Source organism: Flavobacterium sp. CYK-55, from assembly GCF_018413465.1.
Classification (GTDB): Bacteria; Bacteroidota; Bacteroidia; order Flavobacteriales; family Flavobacteriaceae; genus Flavobacterium.
Window position 1 is genome coordinate 1 of record NZ_JAHCDK010000034.1, and the last position, 563, is coordinate 563.

Annotated in this window: 1 pseudogene; it reads right to left on the reverse strand. The window is 42.6% G+C overall.

Annotation, left to right across the window (positions count from 1 at the left end):
• Positions 1 to 499: pseudogene (locus KIH23_RS13605) on the reverse strand (hypothetical protein); the annotation flags it as partial.
• Positions 500 to 563: the final 64 nt, after the last annotated feature.

The window sequence follows — 563 nt, forward strand, 5'->3', positions numbered from 1 at the left end:
TATAAGTACCAGACTCAGAATAAGTCAAACCAGTCACACCCCAAGTAAAGCTACCGCAGGCAGATTCAGTTGTTGTGTTGGTTAAAGCTGATGCAGGACCAGAAATAGTAACCGGTACATTTACAACAGCACAAGAACCGTTAGACACGGCAATCGTGTGCTCACCAGCAGTTAAACCAGATACGTTGAATGCACCTGATTCCAAAGTAGCAGCAGTTGAAGCACCACCATCAACAGTATAAGTAATAGAACTGTTAGACGGAACCGGTGACATAGTAACAGTAGCAGAACCATTGTTACCACCAAAACAAGTAACAGCGCCCAAGTTGCTTACAGCACCTGAGGTAGCACAAGTTACACCTGAAGCGGTATAAGGGCCACCCAACACTAAGTTACCGTTAGCAAATGAGATTGCAGCAGAGTTAGTATTAGCTTGACAATATACAACACAGATATTTAAAGTAATACCTGCACCCCCTGTTGGGAAGGTAAGTTGCATAGTGTTGTTGGTAAAACCAAGTGAACTAGTAAGTCTAAAACGACAAAACTTTTTGTCAACACCT